We start from the raw sequence: 17,573 nt of genomic DNA, 5'->3' as shown, positions 1-17,573 counted from the left end.
GAGCGGCCGACCGCCCATAGAAGGCGGGCCGCATCGACCAGAACAACAGTCAGGGGAGAGCGTATATGTCGACATTGGTGAACGCAGGCAGCCGTCTGGATCGGCTGCCGATCGGGCCATTCCACCGCCGCATCATGCTGCTGATCGGCATCGGAATGTTTTTCGACGGTTTCGACATCTATATCGCCGGGACCGTGCTCAGCGTCACGCTGAAGACAGGCTTTTCGACCCTCGCGCAGAATGCGGTTTTCATCTCCGCGACCTTCGTCGGCATGATGCTGGGATCATTCGGCACCGGCTTCCTCGGCGACCGCTACGGACGCCGCTTCACCTATCAATTCAATTTGCTCCTTTTCGGCGTTGCCTCCCTGGCCGCGGCGTTCTCACCGAACATGGCCTTCCTGATCGCCTGCCGCTTCGTGATGGGCGTCGGGCTCGGGGCGGAGAACGTCGTCGGCTATTCGACGATGACGGAATTCGTGCCCGCGCGCACCCGCGGCAAATGGCTCGGCTTCACCACCGTGTGCGTCGTCACCGGTCTGCCCGTGGCGCTATTGGTCGCGTCCGTGGTGGTGCCGCAATTCGGCTGGCGCTCCATGTTCGTGCTCGGCGGCGTCGGCGCGCTCGTGGTGTGGTACATGCGCAAGTCGCTGCCGGAATCGCCGCGCTGGCTGGAAGCCGTGGGACGCACCGCCGAGGCGGAAGCGCTGATGCAAGCCATCGAGAAGGAAGCCGCGCAGGGTCAGCCCCTGCCTCCTCCCGCGGCCACGACACCGGTCCCGGCATCTGCGGATCTCGGCACGCTGTTCACCGCGCCCTTGCTGTCGCGGATGATCGTCGGCGCCGTCTGCCTGATCACGATCAACACCCTGCTCTATGGCTTCGTGACCTGGCTGCCCGTGTTCTTCGTCAAGCAGGGCCTCTCGATCGCGACCTCGTTCGGCTATTCGCTGCTGATGGCGCTCGGCGCGCCCGTCGGCTCGGCCATCGGCGCGCTGACCGCCGACCGCTGGGGCCGCAAGCCGACCATCATCGGCGCATCCCTGATCACGGTGATGCTCGGAATCCTCTACCCCATGATCTCCGACCCGATCCTGCTGCCGGCTGTCGGCTTCGCGCTGACGGTACCGATCTACGTCCTGGTCGCCCTTCTGTTCGGCATCTATATCCCCGAGCTGTTTCCGACCGAGGTCCGCCTGCGCGCCTCCGGCATCGTCAACACGCTGGGGCGCGGCGCCACCATCGTCACGCCGTTCCTCGTCGTGTCGCTGTTCGAGACGCGCGGCGTGGCCGGCGTGATGGCGCTGATGATCGGGCTGCTGGTGGTGCAGATCATCACGGTCTGGGCGCTGGGCATCGAGCCGCGGCATCGCAGCCTCGAGGAGCTCAAGGCGGAGGAATCTGCCGCACCGGTGCTGAAGGAAGCCTCCTGAGGCTCTCCACCGCGTCATGGCCGGGCTTGTCCCGGCCATCCACGCCTTGCGACGCCGCACTGAGAACGTGGATGCCCGGAACAAGCCCGGGCACGACGACCAGATGCGATAGCGTCGTAGCCCGGATGAAGCGATAGCGTAATCTGGGTTCTGGATCCGCGTCGGGACATGTCCCGGATTGCGCTGCGCTCCATCCGGGCTACAAGGTCTCAGCCGGGATACAATGGAGCTCGTGATGACCGCAGATGCCGCTGACCTGGACTACGGCTCGATCAGCGCACTGCTGACCGCCCTGCACGCTCGCAAAGTGTCCGCGTCCGAGTTGCTCGCGCATACGATCGCGCGCATCGAGGCGCTGGACGGGCGCATCAACGCGATCATCGTCCGCGATTTCGATCGTGCGAGAGGGGCCGCACGCGCCGCCGATGCCGCGCTTGCCCGCGGCGACCAGCAGCCCCTGCTCGGCATCCCCGTAACCCTCAAGGAACCGTTCAACGTCGCCGGCCTGCCGACGACATGGGGCTTTCCGCATTTCAGGGATTTTAAGCCTGCGGAAGATGCCCTTGTGGTCTCGCGGTTGAAGGCGGCAGGCGCCATCATCATCGGCAAGACCAATATCCCGATCGGCTTGCGGGATTTCCAGAGCTACAACGAGATCCACGGGACCACGAACAACCCGTGGGACCTCGGCCGGTCACCCGGCGGCTCCTCGGGCGGATCGGGCGCGGCGCTGGCGGCGGGTTTCGGTCCGCTCTCGATCGGCTCGGACATCGGCGGCTCGATCCGGGTGCCCGCGCATTTCTGCGGTGTGTTCGGACACAAGCCGAGCCTCGGCCTGGTGCCGCTGCGCGGCTACAGCCTGCCGCCGGCACTACCCGTCCCCGGCCAGGGCGATCTGGCTGTCGTCGGGCCGATGGCGCGCACCGCCTCGGACCTCGCGCTGGCGCTCGACGTGATTGCCGGCCCGGACGAGACGCGCGACGGGATCGGCTATCGCCTGGCTCTGCCTGCCCCGCGGCATGACCGGCTCAAGGATTTCAGGATCCTCGTGATCGATACGCATCCGCTGATGCCGACGGGCGATGCCGTGCGTTCAGCCATTGGGCGGCTGGCCGACCGGCTCGACAAATCTGGCGCGCGGGTCGCGCGCGCAAGCACGTCACTGCCCGATCTCGCCGACTCCGCGCGGCTTTACATGAAGCTGTTGAACGCAGCGCGAAGCCCGCGTCTGACACCGGCCGCTCTCGCAGAGGCGCAAGGAGTTGCCGCGACACTCTCGCCCGACGACCGTAGCCTGCAGGCCGAGCGCGCCCGCGGCTGGGGCATGATCCATCGCGAATGGCTGGTGACCGACGCGGCGCGCCTGCAGTTGCAGCAACGGTGGCAGCAGTTCTTCCGCGAGTTCGACGCGGTGATCTACCCGGTCGCCGCCGTGCCGGCCTTTCCACACGACCATTCCGAACCGTTCGACGCGCGGCAGCTCGACATCGATGGCAAGCTCTACAACTACTCCGATGCGTGCTTCATCTGGGCCGACCCCGCCTCGACCTGCGGACTGCCGGCGACCGCCGTTCCGATCGAGCGCGCGCCGTCTGGCCTGCCGATCGGCGTCCAGATCATCGGGCCTTATCTCGAGGACCGCACGACGATTGCGCTCGGCGGGCTGATCGAACGCGATTTCGGCGGCTTCGTCCGGCCGCCGTCGCTGCAATCCTCAAAATGACAACGGCCGGCGGCCGTCACGTTCTGTCGGCCGACTGCGCCTCGACCGCCTGCACGGCCACGTCCGCCACCTCCCGCAACGCTTCGCGGTCGGAGCCCGAAGACGCCATCACGCCCATGCCGACTGACACCGCCGAGACATAGCGCGCGAGTGCTGCAGGATCAGACGTCGGCTTGAGATCGCCCTCGGCCTTGGCGCGGACAAAACGGTCGCGGAGTTGGTCCTCGTTCTCGGCGCGGCGGGCGGCGAGCTCGAACGGGACGTTCTCGGAGCCGCTGCCGCAGGCGATGCCGCCTTGCACGAGCAGGCAGCCGGGCGGATTGGCGGGATCGGTCTGCTTGTCGGCGATGCCCATCAGCATCCGCTCGGCAACGTCGCGGGCGGTAGGTGCGGCGACCACCTCGTTCATCCAGACGCCACGCAATTTGGTGTAACGGTCGAGCGCGGCCTTGAGCAGGCCTTCCTTGTTGCCGAAGCAGGCGTAAAGGCTCGGGGGATTGATGCCCATGGCCTCGGTGAGCTGGGCAATGGTGGCGCCCTCATAGCCATGGCGCCAAAACACTTCCATCGCCTGGTCCAACGCCGTTTCGGCGTCGAATTCGCGGGGGCGTCCCATGCCCATGTGCCTGTCTCCTCGGAATTCACGTTCTGCCTGAAGCTTAACGCCGAATCCTATCTATTTGTTCTAGCTTTATTTTCTCTGCCGTCTTCCAATTCTTGCGGTATGCCGCTACAATTTTCTTAGTGAATGGTACATAAGTATCTTGCACTGCGACATCCAGCTCCACATCTGTAGCGAACACTACATATCTGGAGCGCGCAAATGCATCCCTCGCAAAACTCCCCTCGCACCGGCCGTTTCCGCCGCCTCCTCGGCGGCGTCGCCATCGTGGGCGCCCTCGCCGTGGCCGGCTCGATCGCGACCGGCCATTACTTACGTGCCGCGCAGGCGACCGCAACGGCGGCAGCCGCCGAGCAGGCCGTCCCTGTCACGGTCGCGCTGATCGAACCGAAGCAGACCGTGCTGTGGGACGATTTCTCCGGCCGGCTCGAGGCCATCAACCGCGTCGAGCTTCGTCCCCGCGTTGCGGGTGCGATCCTTGCGACCAACTTCACCGAAGGCGCGCTGGTGAAGGCCGGCGATGTGCTGTTCAAGATTGATCCGGCGCCTTACGCAGCAGAGGTCGACAAGGCCAACGCCCAGCTCGAGGCTGCCAAGGCGCGCGTCGTGTTCACCCAGAGCGAGCTCGAGCGCGGCGCGCAGCTGGTCGGCAATGCCGTGGTCACACGGCGCGACTACGACCAGCGCGACAATGCCAATCGCGAAGCCATCGCCAACGTGAAGGCGGCCGAAGCGACGCTCCAGACCGCAAAGCTCAATCTCGACTATACCGAGGTGCGTGCACCCGTGGACGGCCGCGTCGGCAAGTTCGAGATCACCGTCGGCAATCTCGTCGCCGCCGGCACCGCCTCCCCGGTGCTGACCTCGCTGGTGTCGGTCAATCCGATCTACGCCTCGTTCGATGCGGATGAAGAGGTCGTGCTGCGCGCGCTGAACTCGATCGCGGATGCTTCCGGCAAGCGCGGCAATCTCGACCAGATCCCAGTGGAAATGACGACATCCGGCGGTCTCTCGGCGAGAGGTCATATCCAGCTGATCGACAACCAGGTCAACGGCCAGAGCGGCACCATCCGGGTCCGCGCGGTGTTTCGGAACGAGGACGGGCGTCTCATCCCCGGCCAGTTCGCCCGCGTGCGCATGGGTCAGCCGAAGCAGCAGACGCTGGTGATGATCGATGAGCGCGCGATCGGCACCGACCAGGACAAGAAGTTCGTGATGGGGGTCGGCGACGACAGCCGGGCGGTCTATCGGCCGATCACGCTCGGCGGATCGGTCGACGGCCTGCGCATCGTGACGGCTGGGCTGAAGCCCGGTGATCGCATCATCGTCAATGGCTTGCAACGCGTGCGTCCGGGTGCGCTCCTCAAGACGGAGGTCGCGGCGATGGGTGCGCGTGGACCGCAGCAGGCCTCCAACCACAGCAACCAGGACGTGGTGCAGCGCTAGTTACATCATTCCGGACCGCGTGCCCGGAATAACGACGTCATAGAGCTACCAAGACATCGCATCTCGATTCCGGGTTCGCGGGTATTTCCCGCGTCGGGGTAACGGGAGAGCTGTCTCTCTTGCAGGGGCAAGGCCATGAATCTCTCAAAGTTCTTTATCGACCGTCCGATCTTCGCCGGCGTGCTGTCCGTCCTGATCTTCCTCGCAGGCCTGATCTCGCTGTTCGCGATGCCGATCTCCGAATATCCGGACGTGGTGCCGCCCTCGGTGCTGGTGCGCGCGACCTATCCCGGCGCCAATCCCAAGGTGATCGCCGAGACGGTGGCGACCCCGATCGAGGAGCAGATCAACGGCGTCGAAGGCATGCTCTACATGTCGAGCCAGGCGACCACCGACGGCGCGATGACGCTGACGGTGACGTTCCGGCTCGGCACCGACCCTGATAAGGCGACGCAGCTGGTGCAGAACCGCGTGCAGCAGGCCGAGCCGCGCCTGCCGGCCGTGGTGCGTCAGCTCGGCATCATCACCAAGAAATCGTCCCCCGACCTCACCATGGTCGTGCATCTGCTCTCGCCCAACAACCGCTACGATATGACGTATTTGCGCAACTACGCGGTGCTCAACGTCAAGGACCGCCTGGCGCGGATCGACGGTGTCGGTGACGTCCAGCTCTATGGCGCAGGCGACTATTCGATGCGGGTCTGGGTCGATCCGCAGAAGGCGGCCGAGCACGGCCTGACCGCAAGCGATATCGTCAAGGCGATCCAGGCGCAGAACGTAGAGGCCGCCGCGGGCGTGGTCGGCTCGTCGCCGAACGTCAGGGGTATCGACCTGCAAATGTCCGTCAATGCCGAAGGCCGGCTCGCCAACGAGGAGCAGTTCGGCGACATCGTGGTCAAGACCGGCACGCGTGGCGAAGTGGTGCGGCTGCGCGACGTCGCCCGTATCGAGCTTGGCGCCTCCGAATACGGCCTGCGCTCGCTGCTCGACAACAAGCAGGCGGTGGCGATCCCGATCTTCCAGGCGCCGGGCTCCAACGCGCTGGAGATTTCCGACCACGTCCGCGCCACCATGGCCGAGATCAAGAAGAACATGCCGGAGGGCGTGTCCTACCAGATCGTCTACGATCCCACCCAGTTCGTGCGCTCCTCGATCGAGGCCGTCATTCACACCCTGCTGGAGGCGATCGCGCTGGTGGTGCTGGTCGTGATCCTTTTCCTGCAGACCTGGCGCGCTTCCATCATTCCACTGCTGGCAGTGCCGGTGTCCATCGTCGGCACCTTTGCGGTGATGCATCTGTTCGGCTTCTCCATCAACGCGCTCAGCCTGTTCGGCCTCGTGCTCGCGATCGGCATCGTCGTCGACGACGCCATCGTCGTGGTCGAGAACGTCGAACGCAACATCGAGGGTGGCCTCTCGCCGCGCGACGCCACCTACCAGGCGATGCGCGAGGTCTCCGGTCCGATCATCGCGATCGCGATGGTGCTGATCGCGGTGTTCGTGCCGCTCGCCTTCATCTCCGGCCTGACCGGGCAGTTCTATAAGCAGTTCGCGCTGACCATCGCGATCTCGACCGTGATCTCCGCCGTCAACTCGCTGACGCTGTCGCCGGCCCTGTCCGCGCTGCTGCTCAAGGGCCACAATGAGCCGAAGGACCGGCTGACGATCATCATGGAAAAGGGCCTTGGCTGGTTCTTCCGCGGCTTCAACAAGGCGTTTACGCGGTCCTCGGAGAACTACAGCGGCACCGTCACCAAGGTGATCTCGGGCAAGGCCGCGGTGATGGGCCTCTATGTGGTCCTGGTCGGCGTCACCGCCTTCCTGTTCCAGCAAGTGCCGAGTGGCTTCGTGCCGGGCCAGGACAAGCAGTATCTGGTCGGCTTCTCGCGGCTGCCCGACGGCGCAGCGCTCGACCGCACCGAAGAGGTCATCCGCAAGATGAGCGACATCGCGCTGACCCAGCCCGGTGTCGAGAGCTCGGTCGCGTTTCCGGGTCTGTCGATCGCCGGCTTCACCAACTCCTCCAATGCCGGCATCGTGTTCTCGACGCTGAAACCGTTCGACGAGCGCAAGGGTCCGGCCCTGAGCGGGAACGCGATCGCGGCCGACCTCAACAAGAAATATTCCGGCATCCAGGAAGCCTTCATCGCCATGTTCCCGCCGCCGCCGGTCAACGGCCTCGGCACCATCGGCGGCTTCAAGCTGCAGATCGAGGACCGCGCCGGTCTCGGCTATGAGGCGCTGAACGAGGCGACGAAGGCGTTCATGGCGGCGATGCAGAAGGCGCCAGAGATCGCCGGCGTGTTCTCGAGCTTCCAGGTCAACGTACCCCAGCTCTTCGCCGACATCGACCGCACCAAGGCGCTTCAGTTGGGCGTGCCCGTGACGGAGGTGTTCAACACGCTGCAGATCTACCTCGGTTCCTACTACGTCAACGACTTCAACAAGTTTGGCCGCACCTACTCCGTCTATGTCCAGGCCGACGCGCCGTTCCGCGCCCGCGCCGACGACATCAGGCAGTTGAAGGTGCGATCGTCCTCCGGCGACATGGTGCCGCTGTCGGCGCTGCTCACGATCCGCCAGAGCGCTGGGCCTGAGCGTGCGATCCGCTACAACGGCTTTTTGTCGTCCGACATCAACGCGGCCGCTGCGCCCGGCTTTTCATCGGGCCAGGCGCAGGAGGTCGCGACGCGGATCGCGGCGGAGACGTTGCCGCCCGGCTTTGCCTTCGAATGGACCGACCTGACCTATCAGGAGTTCATCGCCGGCAATTCCGGCCTCTGGGTGTTTCCGCTGGCGATCCTGCTGGTGTTCCTGGTGCTGGCCGCGCTCTACGAGAGCCTGACCCTGCCGCTCTCGATCATCATGATCGTGCCGATGGGGCTGCTGGCTGCGATGTTCGGCGTCTGGATCTCGAAGGGCGACAACAACGTCTTCACCCAGATCGGCTTGATCGTGCTGGTCGGCCTCTCCGCCAAGAACGCCATCCTGATCGTCGAATTCGCGCGTGAGCTCGAATTCGCGGGACGCACGCCGATCCGGGCCGCGATCGAGGCGAGCCGCTTGCGGCTGCGTCCGATCCTGATGACGTCGATGGCGTTCATCATGGGCGTCTTGCCGCTGGTGCTCTCGACCGGCGCCGGCTCGGAGATGCGGCGCGCGATGGGCGTTGCGGTGTTCTCCGGCATGATCGGCGTCACCGTGTTCGGCCTGTTCCTGACGCCGGTGTTCTATGTGCTGCTGCGGACCGTCACCGGCAACAAGCCGCTGGTGCATCACAGCAGCGACACCAGCGCGGCGCCGGTCCAGGGTCTCAAGCACGAAGGCGCAGGCCACTAGATCAGGGAAATCCCTGAGAGCAACAACAGAACGAGCACGGTCTTGCGAAAGACCGTCTCGTTGACCCGGTGAAAGGCGATCACACCGAGCGCTGAGCCGGCGAACAGCGCCGGCAGGCTGATCGCGAGGTCGACGAACACCTTCGACGACAGGTCCTGGTGCCCGACCAGCAGCGCAATCGCAAAGACCTGCATCGCGGCGATGAACGGCTGCACCAGGCCGCGCTGCTCGCTCTTGGGCATGCCGCGCATGTCGCACCAGATCGTGGGGATCGCGCCGGGCATCGCGGTCAGGCCGCCGACCAGCCCTCCCCCGAACCCGATCAGTGCGACCCAGTGCCGGCCGACCGCCTCACCGGCCGTCACAAGCGTCGGCCGCAGCAGCATGTAGGCCGCATAGAGCGCGACGATGATGCCGAAGCCGCGCCGGAGCAGATGCGTGTCGGAGCTCTGCAACAGCGACACCGCGATGGGAACGCCGATCAATCCGCCGACGATCAGCAGCAGGCTGCCCTCCCACCGGATGCTGCGCCGAAGCGCCCACAGATTGGTGGCCTGCACGCCGATGCTGCACGCCATCATCAGCGGCACGGCCTCCAGCGGCTGAAACACGCGCAGCAGAATCGCGCCCGCCACGGCCGAGAACGCGAAGCCCGAGAGCCCCGAGACGAAGGCGCCTGCGAACACGGCGACGCTCACGAGAAGGCTGGTCGTGATATCAGGCACGATGCGTTCTCCGGCTCAGTCGTAGGGTGTCTGCGTCGCCGGGACATCGGCAGTCCCGGTGCAGAGCTCCGCATCGTGCGAATTCAGGAGAGGCCGAACGACCGGCTGCGCGTGCGAACGCTCCAGCATTGCCAGCCCGACCAATTGAAGCGCGACGAGCGCCGCCGTCAGCGCGGCGGCGACAATGTTGACGTTACGCGCGTTCGAACGTGGTGCGGCCGGCCGCGCACTCGCGCGGATCAACTCTGTTGGCATTTTCAAAAGTATCCTCTTCATTGCAGACGGGAATAATTTCATTCAAACGCGACGTTTCATGCGGCTGCTCCAGCAAATGGCCGTAGCGCCGCAACGCGCGCTTCGCGTCGATCTCGCGCTGCGCGCGGAATGCCGCGTCGATGCGGGCGACGATGTCGCGGAACTTGCCGGCCGGAGCTGGCGACGCATTTGGCATGACAATCTCCTCTCAACTTGTGCGAGAGATTGATGAGGTTCACTTCCGCTTGCTGTGAGTTGCTTCACACGAAGATCGAACGCGTCGAACAAGAAAACGCGTGAGTTCTCGTAGAAGACAGCACGGAGAATCGCGTCATTCGATCGAACGACCCGCGATAACTTTCTAATGATGCTGCTGTTTGAACCTATCGCGAGCCGGAGCGACTCGCCTGCGCTTTCGGCATGCGCGTCAGTGCAGAACTGGATTGGAGAATCCGGCCGCGAGCTTGACGAGATCGGCCTGACGCGAGACGCCGGTCTTCGCGAACACCCGATGCAGATGCGTCTTCACCGTCGTCTCCGCGATGCCGAGCGCCACGGCCGTCTCCGGCACACCGCCGACCTCGACGATCGATTGCATGACCCTCAGCTCCGCAGGGGTCAGCTCGAACGCGCGGTCGATGAGGCCGGCACATGAGCGGCCGTCGAGTTCCGCCTTCCAGATGAACAAGGCGCCGATCGCCGACGTGCGCTCCGCCGCGCCATCACGCAACAACGACGGCAGCGCGATGACGTGCGCGACGTAGTAGGTGCCGTCATGCGACATCAGTGGAATCTTTCGCCCGGCGGCCGCGGCGACGGCAACCTCGCCTGCGTCACGGAAGATATCGCGCAGCGCCGAATTTGCCGCGGAAGATCGTGCCGCCAGCCGGCCCGCGACAGACCGCAGGACATCATCGGCGGCGAGCAACGTGTCCGCGGCAGGATTGCTGTGGACGATGTTGCAGGCCGCATCGAGCAGGATGACGCCGGCATTCAGCCGATCCACGACATCGGCGAGCGCGATCGCCCGCTGCTGCTTCCGCTCGATCGCCCGGTTGATCAGCAGCGCCCGGCTCGCATGCGGAACCAGGAATTGCATCCGCGCCCGCTGCTCCGCATCGAGCATCCCCTTGCCGGGGATCACGGTGATCAGCATCGGACACGGCGACTTCGACTGTTCCAGAACCACGCTGGCGACATCGACGCAGCCCTGGGGCCGCAGCCATTCCTGATAGAACCGCCCGCGGCGATATTCGTCGAAATTCACGAGGTCGGGGATGTTACGAACCTCGCCATAGCGAGGCAGCCGTGCCAGCGGATCGTACTGGGCGTAGGTCTCGGCATAGAGCTGGATGTAGTGCGGATCGACACCGCAGTAATAATGCGTCGCGCCGGACTTGCTGACCGGATCCTTCGAAATCAGCCCGCAAGCCTGGCTGCCGATGAACGCATTGAGCTTGACGACGACATCACTCCACAACTCAGGGTGGAGGCCCGCGTCATACATATTCTCGATCAACTCGGACTGTTTGGGAGGTCGGGACATCAGAACAGCCAATGGTGACTTGGAGATCGCGAAATGTTCGTCATGCCTGGCGGCACAATTGAGTCTATCGTGGGAGCAAAAGGTTCAACCCCGACAGCGATTGACCGATCAGTTGACGAGCGGATTGGAGAATCCGGCCGCGAGCTTGACGAGATCGGCCTGACGCGAAACGCCGGTCTTGGCGAACACCCGATGCAGATGCGTCTTCGCCGTGGTTTCTGCGATACCGAGCGCTGCCGCCGTTTCCGGGACGCCACCGACCTCGACGATCGACAGGAGCACGCGCAGCTCGGCCGGCGTGAGGTCGAAGGTCCGTGCGATCAGCTCGCCATAGGACTGCCCGCCGAGCGACACCTTGCGCAGGAGCAGCGCACCGGCGGCATCGACCACCTGCTCGCTGCCATTTCGCAGCACGGACGACAGCGGCAGGATGTGCGCGACATAACGCTCGCCGCTCGGCGAAAGCAGCGGGATCGCATGGCCCCGTGTGGCAAGCAGGGCAATTTCGCTACGGGTCGCAAGCGCCTCGCGCAGCGTCTGATTGGCCTCCGTGCTGCTGGTTACGAGCTGCCCGGCAACGGACCGAACCACATCATCGGCGGCAAGCAAGGCGTGGCCGGCCGAATTCGCATGCACCACCCGGCAAAAAGCATCGAGCAGGAAGATGCCGGACGCCAGATTGTCCAGAACATCCGCCAGCGCCGTCGCCAGTGTCAGTTGCGAGGTGATGGCGCGGTTGATCAGCAGCGCGCGGCTGGCGTGCGGCGCAATTAGCGAGAGCCGATGCTTCATCGCCGGGTCCACCATGCGCCGGCCCGACAGCACCGTCATCATCACGGGGCAGCTCGATTTCTCGAGCACGACGTTGGCCGCATCGCTGCAACCCTGGGGCTGCATCCATTCCTGGTAAAAGCGCCCTCTCCGGTATTCGTCGAAATTGACGAGATCGGGGATGCTGACGATCTCGCCATGCGGCGGCAGCACCGTCAGCGGATCGAACTTCGAATACGTCTCTGAATAGAGTTGGATGTAGCGCGGGTCGGCCCCGCAGTAATAATGGGTGACGCCGAATTTGCTGATCGAATCCTTGGAAAACAGCCCGCAGGCCTGCCCGCCGACGAAATCGCGGATGCCGGCTACGGCGTTGTTCCATAGCGAGGGATCGAGCCCCGCATCATAGATGGACTCGACCAGTTCGGGCAGCTTCCGTAGTCCGCGCATGGCTTGAAATGGCCTGAGTGATCAATATCACCAAGCATACTACAACCACAGCATGCGGCGTCCTCCGATCGGAGGAGGCGCCGGCCGGGCGGATGGGGCCCGGCCGGCGGGCATCGCGTTCAAGCCGCCAGGGCTGATGCCGGCTCAGAACGCGACGCGAACGCCACCCTTCGCCGTACCGATGCGGCTCTGGTCGGACATCATCATGCCCTCGACCGCGCCGAACACGGACACGTTTTGGGTGGTGCGGTAGTCGAAGCCAAAGCCGGCCATCGCAGCATTGTTGAGTACTTGGCGCCGCGACCTGTTGTCGGCGTTGCCGCCCCGGAAGGTGAAGCCGGGACCGTCATGCCTGGTCCCAGCCGACCTTCTCGACATTTTCTGACCAGACCGCGGCGCGATAGACCTCTCGTCCGCCGGCATCCCTGACGCGAATCCAGGCGTCGCGATCGCGCAGATCGTCACGCCAGACAAACAGATGTCTCGCCATCTCGTCGGCCACGACGAACGTGGCCCTGGCCTGCTCGAAGACCATGCCGCCCGGATCGATCTTCACGACATTGTCGACCAGGAGATCAAAGAAGAAGCGGCGCATTCACAACTCCAATTGCCGGCGCCGTCCGAAACACAGCGTCATCGTTCTACTCCGCGCGCCAGAAGACGTAGTCGGCCGAATACGCGCACTGCGATAGGCACCCGCCTGGTCGCGCGAACCGCGCACCGCGCGCAGTCACAGCGCTTCGCCGCTCCTGACGCCGCTGGGCGTCGCGCCATAGGCCCGCCGGAAACAACGATTGAAATAAGAGAGATCGCCGAAGCCCACGTCGTAGGCGATCGAGCTCACCGGCCGCCCGGCGAAGTCAGGCTCGCGCAGCATGCGATGCGCGCGTTTGAGGCGCTGCCCGGTCAGGAAGGACGAGAACGTCTTGCCGTCGGCTTCGAACAGCCGCTGAAGGTAACGTGTGGTCACGCCGAACTCCTGCGCCACAGTCGCGACCGAGAGGTCCTGATGCCAGCAATTGTTGACGATGAAGGACTTCACCTTCCGCAGCCGTGCGGCCCTGACGCCTCGGCGCCCGGCCAGCTCGTGAACCTCATCCGTCGCGCCGAGAACACGCGCCATCAGATCATGGAGATGTGCTACGGCGAGCTGGCGCAATGCGGGCACCGAGAGCGCACGCTCGCGCACCAGAGAGGTCGCGTAGTCGACCAGCAGGCGAAGTCCGGTGGCACGCTCCGGAATGATTCGCATCACCGTGTCGTCGATGTCCACGATCATGGGCGCCAGCACCCGCCGCGGCACGCGCAGCGACAGACAATTTCCAAGCGAGAGGCGTTCGTAGATCGTCGCGTCCTCCGCGCTCGTCAGAACCGCGTCACCGGGATGAAGCCTCAGATCTCGTCCTCGCGCAGATACTTCGACGATGCCGGATCGGTTGATCATCAGGCCAAGGCTGTCGTTGCCGTCGACGACCAGTTGCTTGGTACGGATAACCCGAGCTCCGACCAGCCCGCCGATCACCAGCTGGACGTCCGGCAAGCCATGGGATGTGAGGCTCGCCGCGAACGGTTTTTCGTCCGTCGGCTCGACCTCCGCCTTGAGCACGCCGCGGCAATAGAATTCGCGCAGCAGCGGCACACGCTCGTCTTCGGGAATGTGGTCCGTCGAAACATTGAGAATGGAAAATTCGTCCTTGCCGCTCACTGCAATTTCTCCAACCGACAGGCAGGCTCGCTCACGCGCTGTCGTCTTCCGCACCTGCGTCCGGTGCCGGCGCGCATTGTTCCGTGGCGCACGCCGCCCTTCTCATTCAAGAGGCGCCATATACGAAAGTATCAAATGACGCGCGTCGTACGTTCGGAGGACCTGACGATCCTGCTCATCACAATGGATTGAGATTGCATCGCCGCGCGGCTCGCGCCGTGAAATGAATCACATGGTGTCGTCGTCGCGGCGCGTTCGCTGTACAAACGGCGCGGTGAAGCCGGCGGCGATCTTCACGAGATCTGCCTGCCTGCCAGCACCGGTCTTCTCGAACAGGCGACCGAGATGCGTCTTCACCGTGGTCTCGGCAATGCCGAGCTTTGCCGCGATATCGGGAACGCCGCCGACCTCGACGATGGCCATCAGCACGCGCAATTCGGACCGCGTCAGCCTGAAGGCCGCAGCAATGGCGTCGGGCACGAGCGATGGCACCATCGCGGCCTTCTGTACGAGAAGCACCGTAGCCGCGACGTCTCTCGGCAGGCTGCGCTCCCGCTTCAATGGAAGGACTTGGACGAGATAGTGCTGACCGTCCGCCGACGTCGCGAGCCCGATGCGGCGGCGACCGGCCGGGTGAGTTTCACCATCTGCGGCAACTTCGAACAGGCCGCGGAATATTTTGTCGGCCTGGGTGTTACGGACCACGATCCGCTCGCCGACCATCGCGAGCAGGTTTGCATCGACGAACAGCTGCCGGCACGCCGCATTGGCGTGGACGACCCGGCCATCCGCATCGAGCAGGCAGATCGCCGTGCTCAGGCCGTCGAGCACATCGGCAAGATCGTCCACGGTGTGCGAGCGCGCCCTGATCTGCCGGCCCATGATCCTGGAACGCTGGATGTGGGGTGCGAGCAGCCGCATGCGTTCGCGCATCGCCTCGTCGACGGTTCCGCGGGATCGGTGGCGCAACACCTGCAAGACCGTGGTACGCGCGTCCGATCTCTCGAGCGCGACGGTCGCGAGGTCGATCGCGCCCTGCGGCTCGACCCACTCGCGATAGAAGCTCGTCGCCACGAAGTCCGCGTGCGGCATGATATCGGTCACGCCGATGGCGTGCCCGGCCGCAAAAGCGAGATGACGATCGAGCAGAGGATCCTGCTCGACATATCTGTCGCGGTAGAGCTGGCGGAAGCGGGATTCGGTGCCAAAATGCTGGTGAATCTCGATCGAGAGCCTTGCCGCATCGCGGGACAGGATGGTCGCGGCACACCCGCCGACGAAATGGGAAACCTGTTCCAGCGCGCCGCTGCGCAGCGCAGGATCGACCGCCGCATCGTAGATCTCGCCGACGAGAGACGAGAACCGGTTTGCCTGGAGGATCGTCATCGGAACGACGATGCGATCGGCGTGCGGCCCCGGTGACGAAGGGAGCTTGCGCATTGGAAATTGGCAGAGCCGACGGAGCGGTCGATCGTCGCCTTCGGCTTGGAAAAAGCAGTGCAGCGAGATGCTAAAATATCGAACATCGTCCTTGCGTAACGTCAACCGCAGGGTGCGGCTTGGACGTTTTCGCCAAAGACTAGGATAAAAGCGAACAGCGCGCGGGCTGTGTGCTATGGGTCACGCGCCCTCGCGCTGCTTCTTGCTCGATCGCGCGCGCTGTGCGCGGCGCAGCACTTTATTTCCGGTTCTCCTCGCAGAACTTCAGCGCGGCCAGCGCCTCGCCGGCGCGCGGGATCTGCATCTCGATGCTGTCCTCGTCATCGTCCTCGAAATCGAGCGAGAGACGCCTGGCCTTCGACAGCCGGTCCATGATCGACTGGTCGTATTCGAAGATGCCGCGCACGGTGGTCTTGTCCATGACCTCCCACTTCGCCTTCTTCATGATGTCGGCGTCATCGGTGCCGACGTCGGCCCGGAGGATCTCGCCGACCTTGTCCCACTCCCAACCGTCATAGATCATCACGATCACGATGGCCTTCTCGGAATAGGTGATCACGATGACGTAGTTGCGGTTCTCGTCTTCCTTGTCCTTGTAGCCGCGGCTCGCATTGCAATGCGTGTCCTGCGCGCGCTTCTCGATGGTCCAGTCGCCGACCCTGGATTGCTGCGCGAACGCCGGCCCTGCGCTCGAGACGGCTGCGCCCAAGGCGCCCGCGCTCAGCAAAGCGGCAAGAAGGAATCGTCTCATGTCAGCCTCCAGCGTTCCCCACGCGGAGATGACCACCTCAGCCTGCGGCCCGCAAGGGCTCGAGGAGGCTGATCCCGGCCGATGCTGAACATCGCCGACCCTACACCCGCCTGGGGATGATGGCGATCGGGGTGAAGGTGTAAACCTCCTCGCCGTTCTGGTTGAACATGGTCCATTTCACCAGCGCGATGCCCTGCGGCTTCGACTTCGACGGCGTCAGGCTCATGACCTCGCCGACCAGATGCAGGCGGTCATTGGGCCGTACCGGGATGGTCCAGCGCAGACCGTCAACGCCCGCGCCGATCAGCGGATGCGGGCCGAACGGGCGGGCCTGGATCGCGAGGTTCATGGCGATCGCGGCGGTGTGCCATCCTGATGCAGCCAGGCCGTTGAACAAGGTCTGCTTGGCGGCCTCGTGGTCGAGATGCATCGGCTGCGGATCGAACTCGGCTGCAAAGCGCTTGATGTCGGCTTCGGTGACTTGCACCTCGGGGGATTTGAACCGCATTCCGATGGTGAGATCGTCGAACCACTCGACCTGCGCCATGATTTTGCCTCGCAATATGACTTGCCGCCCACCCGAAAGGCCCGGCTGAAGGACTGAGCAGAGCGGGATGTAGCGGGTCTGCGGTGCACAAACCAGCCCCGGGTTCCCCGCGAAACCCGTTTCCCAAAACGACGAAACACGCCTGAAACAGATTGCCGGTTATCTGGTTGTCAAAATCATACAGGGACGGCCACCATGCAATTCTTCCTCGACCTCATCCTGGATTATGCCTGCTGCCAAAATCTCGTCTCCCAGCCGCTGCGGGAGGATGAGCTATGATCGAGCTGATCTCAGCCGTGCTCGCGCTTTGCAGCGTCGCTGTCTTCGCGGCGCATGCTTTGGATGCCTACCGCACCACGCACTCCTGATCTGTACGCCCTCCGGCCGCTAGAACGGGCGCCGGTAAAAGTGCTCCGAGTGCGTGGCCGGCGGAAACCGGTTGGCGAGCGCGATTGCCGCGTTCTCGTCGGTCTCGAGCGCGACCTTCTGCGCCAGCATCACGTCGCCGGGCACGAGAAAGCCTGACGGGACGAAGCACCATCCCATCGCCGCACGCCCCTCATCGTCGATCTCATGGACATTGGCGGCCGTGCCGTAGTGGATGCGGTACTTTTTGCCGGTATCGCAGCCGATGACATCGAAATACCGATGCTGCTCGAATTGCGCGCGCTGCGCCGGCGACAGCCATTCGGCCAAAAGCCGGCGGCCGCGGGCATCCGGCGTGTTCTCGCCGAAGAAGCGCCGATAGAGCTCGCGCAGCGCATGCAGACGCGCACGCGCCGGCGCACGGAGCCAAATTGCCGCGATCATGAGCAGCTCA

The 17,573-nt window shown here is 64.4% G+C and carries 16 protein-coding genes; 4 read left to right on the top strand and 12 right to left on the bottom strand.

Annotation, left to right across the window (positions count from 1 at the left end):
- Positions 1–65: 65 nt before the first annotated feature.
- Entirely contained in the window at positions 66–1,433 is a 1,368-nt protein-coding gene (locus AB7245_RS19070; RefSeq protein ID WP_439034640.1) for an MFS transporter, read from the top strand.
- A gap of 235 nt (positions 1,434–1,668) precedes the next feature.
- Positions 1,669–3,156: an amidase gene (locus AB7245_RS19065; protein ID WP_439034639.1), complete on the top strand. Its 1,488-nt coding sequence runs from the start codon at positions 1,669–1,671 to the stop codon at positions 3,154–3,156.
- Between the two features lie 16 nt (positions 3,157–3,172).
- On the opposite strand, the gene AB7245_RS19060 is transcribed toward AB7245_RS19065, so the two are convergent.
- Positions 3,173–3,778 (bottom strand): TetR/AcrR family transcriptional regulator, encoded by a 606-nt coding sequence (locus AB7245_RS19060; RefSeq protein WP_439034638.1) that lies wholly within the window; start codon positions 3,776–3,778, stop codon positions 3,173–3,175.
- 201 nt (positions 3,779–3,979) lie between these two features.
- Here AB7245_RS19060 and AB7245_RS19055 point away from each other — a divergent pair, with 201 nt between their 5' ends.
- Positions 3,980–5,224, top strand: coding sequence for an efflux RND transporter periplasmic adaptor subunit (locus AB7245_RS19055; RefSeq protein ID WP_071915009.1), 1,245 nt, complete (start codon positions 3,980–3,982; stop codon positions 5,222–5,224).
- Positions 5,225–5,359: 135 nt separating this feature from the next.
- Complete coding sequence (locus tag AB7245_RS19050; protein WP_354176816.1) at positions 5,360–8,563, top strand: efflux RND transporter permease subunit; 3,204 nt, start codon at positions 5,360–5,362, stop codon at positions 8,561–8,563.
- Here the strand turns inward: AB7245_RS19050 and AB7245_RS19045 are convergent.
- The 11 genes from AB7245_RS19045 to AB7245_RS18995 all read right to left on the bottom strand — a co-directional run bounded on the left by AB7245_RS19045 (position 8,560) and on the right by AB7245_RS18995 (position 17,563).
- Complete coding sequence (locus AB7245_RS19045; protein WP_439034637.1) at positions 8,560–9,288, bottom strand: sulfite exporter TauE/SafE family protein; 729 nt, start codon at positions 9,286–9,288, stop codon at positions 8,560–8,562. The genes AB7245_RS19050 and AB7245_RS19045 overlap by 4 nt on opposite strands.
- Before the next feature lie 193 nt (positions 9,289–9,481).
- Positions 9,482–9,739, bottom strand: coding sequence for a hypothetical protein (locus tag AB7245_RS19040; RefSeq protein ID WP_439034636.1), 258 nt, complete (start codon positions 9,737–9,739; stop codon positions 9,482–9,484).
- Positions 9,740–9,970: 231 nt separating this feature from the next.
- Positions 9,971–11,089, bottom strand: a complete 1,119-nt coding sequence (locus AB7245_RS19035) for a helix-turn-helix transcriptional regulator (RefSeq protein WP_439034635.1) — start codon at positions 11,087–11,089, stop codon at positions 9,971–9,973.
- A 108-nt stretch (positions 11,090–11,197) separates the two neighbouring features.
- Positions 11,198–12,310: a helix-turn-helix transcriptional regulator gene (locus AB7245_RS19030; protein WP_439034634.1), complete on the bottom strand. Its 1,113-nt coding sequence runs from the start codon at positions 12,308–12,310 to the stop codon at positions 11,198–11,200.
- Between the two features lie 144 nt (positions 12,311–12,454).
- On the bottom strand, positions 12,455–12,688 hold the full coding sequence (locus tag AB7245_RS19025; RefSeq protein WP_439034633.1) for a hypothetical protein: 234 nt from the start codon (positions 12,686–12,688) through the stop codon (positions 12,455–12,457).
- Complete coding sequence (locus AB7245_RS19020; protein WP_085404769.1) at positions 12,657–12,905, bottom strand: DUF6894 family protein; 249 nt, start codon at positions 12,903–12,905, stop codon at positions 12,657–12,659. Before AB7245_RS19020 ends, AB7245_RS19025 begins: the two co-directional genes overlap by 32 nt.
- Before the next feature lie 135 nt (positions 12,906–13,040).
- The gene (locus AB7245_RS19015) at positions 13,041–14,015 is read right to left on the bottom strand and encodes an AraC family transcriptional regulator (RefSeq protein ID WP_439034632.1); all 975 of its coding nucleotides are present in this window, start codon (positions 14,013–14,015) and stop codon (positions 13,041–13,043) included.
- A gap of 228 nt (positions 14,016–14,243) precedes the next feature.
- On the bottom strand, positions 14,244–15,401 hold the full coding sequence (locus AB7245_RS19010) for a helix-turn-helix transcriptional regulator (RefSeq protein ID WP_439035741.1): 1,158 nt from the start codon (positions 15,399–15,401) through the stop codon (positions 14,244–14,246).
- Positions 15,402–15,693: 292 nt separating this feature from the next.
- The gene (locus AB7245_RS19005) at positions 15,694–16,206 is read right to left on the bottom strand and encodes a hypothetical protein (RefSeq protein ID WP_354237903.1); all 513 of its coding nucleotides are present in this window, start codon (positions 16,204–16,206) and stop codon (positions 15,694–15,696) included.
- Positions 16,207–16,306: 100 nt separating this feature from the next.
- Complete coding sequence (locus AB7245_RS19000; RefSeq protein WP_014496047.1) at positions 16,307–16,753, bottom strand: MaoC family dehydratase; 447 nt, start codon at positions 16,751–16,753, stop codon at positions 16,307–16,309.
- 387 nt (positions 16,754–17,140) lie between these two features.
- Entirely contained in the window at positions 17,141–17,563 is a 423-nt protein-coding gene (locus tag AB7245_RS18995) for a hypothetical protein (RefSeq protein WP_439034631.1), read from the bottom strand.
- Between the last annotated feature and the right edge of the window lie 10 nt (positions 17,564–17,573).

The organism is Bradyrhizobium sp. 604_D8_N2_3, assembly GCF_051810765.1.
In the GTDB taxonomy this organism is placed as follows: Bacteria; Pseudomonadota; Alphaproteobacteria; order Rhizobiales; family Xanthobacteraceae; genus Bradyrhizobium; species Bradyrhizobium barranii.
Note: the sequence above shows the minus strand (reverse complement) of the source record. Positions and strands in the feature narration are given on the sequence as shown.

Coding starts and splice junctions, on each gene's coding strand:
- AB7245_RS19050 (WP_354176816.1), top strand. CDS start 5,360: ATGAATCTCTCAAAGTTCTTTATCGACCGTCCGATCTTCGCCGGCGTG.
- AB7245_RS19005 (WP_354237903.1), bottom strand. CDS start 16,206: ATGAGACGATTCCTTCTTGCCGCTTTGCTGAGCGCGGGCGCCTTGGGC.
- AB7245_RS19055 (WP_071915009.1), top strand. CDS start 3,980: ATGCATCCCTCGCAAAACTCCCCTCGCACCGGCCGTTTCCGCCGCCTC.
- AB7245_RS19070 (WP_439034640.1), top strand. CDS start 66: ATGTCGACATTGGTGAACGCAGGCAGCCGTCTGGATCGGCTGCCGATC.
- AB7245_RS18995 (WP_439034631.1), bottom strand. CDS start 17,563: ATGATCGCGGCAATTTGGCTCCGTGCGCCGGCGCGTGCGCGTCTGCAT.
- AB7245_RS19035 (WP_439034635.1), bottom strand. CDS start 11,089: ATGTCCCGACCTCCCAAACAGTCCGAGTTGATCGAGAATATGTATGAC.
- AB7245_RS19000 (WP_014496047.1), bottom strand. CDS start 16,753: ATGGCGCAGGTCGAGTGGTTCGACGATCTCACCATCGGAATGCGGTTC.
- AB7245_RS19065 (WP_439034639.1), top strand. CDS start 1,669: ATGACCGCAGATGCCGCTGACCTGGACTACGGCTCGATCAGCGCACTG.
- AB7245_RS19010 (WP_439035741.1), bottom strand. CDS start 15,401: ATGACGATCCTCCAGGCAAACCGGTTCTCGTCTCTCGTCGGCGAGATC.
- AB7245_RS19030 (WP_439034634.1), bottom strand. CDS start 12,310: ATGCGCGGACTACGGAAGCTGCCCGAACTGGTCGAGTCCATCTATGAT.
- AB7245_RS19060 (WP_439034638.1), bottom strand. CDS start 3,778: ATGGGCATGGGACGCCCCCGCGAATTCGACGCCGAAACGGCGTTGGAC.
- AB7245_RS19025 (WP_439034633.1), bottom strand. CDS start 12,688: ATGTCGAGAAGGTCGGCTGGGACCAGGCATGACGGTCCCGGCTTCACC.
- AB7245_RS19040 (WP_439034636.1), bottom strand. CDS start 9,739: ATGCCAAATGCGTCGCCAGCTCCGGCCGGCAAGTTCCGCGACATCGTC.
- AB7245_RS19020 (WP_085404769.1), bottom strand. CDS start 12,905: ATGCGCCGCTTCTTCTTTGATCTCCTGGTCGACAATGTCGTGAAGATC.